The following is a 2,437-nucleotide window of genomic DNA, read 5'->3' on the forward strand; positions in this document are numbered from 1 at the left end:
CTTGCTCGAAGTATCCTATATGTTGATAATCTCCTAAGTGAACTTCTCCACTTAAAGGTTGTATTTTTCCAAGTAAGCTTTTTAGTAATGTAGATTTACCAAGTCCGTTAGCTCCAACTAAGGCTATTTTTTGTCCTCTTTCCATATATAAATCCAATGGTTTTGTAAGAGGTGAATCATATCCTATAACTAAATCTTTAGTTTCAAATATAATCTTTCCTGAAGTTCTTGCTATTTTAAAGTTAAACTCTGGCTTTGGTTTTTCCTTTGAAAGTTCTATAACTTCCATTTTATCAAGTTTCTTTTGTCTTGATTTAGCCATATTAGCAGTTGCAACATTTGCTTTATTTCTAGCTACGAAATCTTCTAATCTAGCTATTTCCTTTTGTTGTTTTTCATAAGCTGCTTCTAATCTCTTTTTATTTTCATCATATAATCTCTTAAATTCATAATAGTCACCAACATATCTAGTTAGCTTTCTTTCTTCCACATGATATATTAAGTTAACTACTGAATTTAAAAATGGAATATCATGAGATATTAATATAAATGCATTTTCATAATTGATTAAGTATCTCTTAAGCCATTCTATGTGCTCTTCATCTAAGTAGTTAGTAGGCTCATCTAAAAGTAATATATCTGGATTTTGAAGTAATAATTTACCTAAAAGTATTTTAGTTCTTTGTCCACCTGATAAATCATCTACATCTCTTTCTAATCCTAAATCTAAAAGTCCAAGACCCTTAGCAACTTCTTCAACCTTTGCATCTATAACATAGAATCCATTATGATCTAAAAGATCTTGTATAACTGCCGTTCTATCTAGCATTTTTTCTAATTCTTCTGGTGTACAATCTCCCATTTTTTCATAAAGAGAATTCATTTCTATTTCTAAATCAAAAAGATATTTAAAAGCATCTCTTAATGCATCTCTAATACTTTGTCCTTTTTCTAAAGCTGCATGTTGATCCATATATCCAACTCTAACATTATTTGACCAAATAACTCTTCCTTCATCTGGCATAAGCTTATCAGTTACTATATTCATAAATGTTGATTTACCTTCTCCATTAGCTCCAATTAAACCAACATGTTCTCCCTTTAATAGTCTAAAGGATACATCTTCAAAAATTGCTCTATCTCCAAAGCCATGACTCATATCTTTAACTGTTAAAACACTCATTTATTATCCTCCTACATTTGTATCTATTTAATAATTTATTTCTAAATTAAATTAATTTACTCATAAAAATAAGGTATGATTAATTTCATACCTTACTTATTATAAACTATAATCTAAGAAAATAAATATATTTTTTTTAGCAATTTTAGTATTCATATTCTTTAACATTTTCACAGATAGTAATAATTAAATTTTCATCATTAACTACCTTTTTATAAGAACATAAAAACTCATTTAATTCTACATCACTTAAGTCTATTTTGCCTTCACTTGTTAATATAACTTTTTCGTTTTCTGTTAAAACTTTTAAGTTATTCTTATCATTAGAAATATAATAATTATTAACAGTTGAAACTTTTAACCTATCCTTATACTTTTCTTGAAAACTCATATTTTTTCTTATCTTTTCAACATCTTCTGCTCCAGGAATTACATTATTTAATCCTAAGGACTTAATTTGATCTTCTAAACCAGAAGCATCAAACCCATATCTTTCCATAAGCTTAGTTTGCATCTTTAGGAACTTATCTTGAGATATGTTGTTTTCTTCCATGTATTCCATCATCTTTTTAGTGAAGTCTGCCATATTTAGCTTCCCAGAAGACATATCATAATACAAGTTATAAATATATGACTCAAATTTATCTATATCTTTATCATTTACTCTATTTTTTATCTCATTAAAATCTATAATTCTATCCATAGTATCAATCAGCTCCTATATTATTAATAGATGTTAATATTATTATACTATTATTGAATTTTATATTCTATTGACTTACCTAAATATTAATAATTTTTTATAAAATTCAATTAATCTGCTGTCTTTACTGCATTCCATACCTCTTCGTATAATCTAAGCTTATCCTGTGGAAGATATTCATAAATTTCACATCTATCCATAACTTCCTTAGACATATATGCCCCTTTATTATTTTTAACTTCTATAGGTTGTTCTTCCATAGCTAATTTATTTGGAGTAGTATATCCAATTTCTTCTGCTATTTTATAAGCATTATCTTTACTACTTACAAAGTTTATAAACTCTTCAGCTGTTGCCTTATCATTTGCATTTGTTGGTATTGCCCAAGAATCTAACCAATAGTTAGCTCCTTCCTTTGGAATAACATACTCTAAATTTTCATTTTCATCGGCTAAGGTTAAACCTTCACCTGACCATATCATAGCTAAAGCTGCTTCACCTGAAGTCATTAAATCTTTTACTTCATCAGCACCATATTTTAAAACTAATGA

At 27.5% G+C, this 2,437-nt stretch carries 3 protein-coding genes; all 3 read right to left on the reverse strand.

The annotated features are described in order from the left end of the window. Nucleotides 1–1,183: ABC-F family ATP-binding cassette domain-containing protein (locus HUJ77_RS08160; RefSeq protein WP_291708088.1), on the reverse strand; the 1,183-nt coding region annotated here is incomplete at its 3' end. A 145-nt stretch (nt 1,184–1,328) separates the two neighbouring features. Further along, complete coding sequence (locus HUJ77_RS08165; RefSeq protein WP_291708089.1) at nt 1,329–1,886, reverse strand: DUF3867 domain-containing protein; 558 nt, start codon at nt 1,884–1,886, stop codon at nt 1,329–1,331. Nucleotides 1,887–1,996: 110 nt separating this feature from the next. Then, nucleotides 1,997–2,437, reverse strand: a 441-nt coding sequence (locus HUJ77_RS08170) for an extracellular solute-binding protein (RefSeq protein WP_291708090.1), incomplete at its 5' end; no start/stop codon positions are given.

Source organism: Clostridium sp. (genome assembly GCF_021443865.1).
Lineage (GTDB): Bacteria > Bacillota > Clostridia > Clostridiales > Clostridiaceae > Clostridium.

Coding starts and splice junctions, on each gene's coding strand:
- HUJ77_RS08165 (WP_291708089.1), bottom strand. CDS start 1,886: ATGGATAGAATTATAGATTTTAATGAGATAAAAAATAGAGTAAATGAT.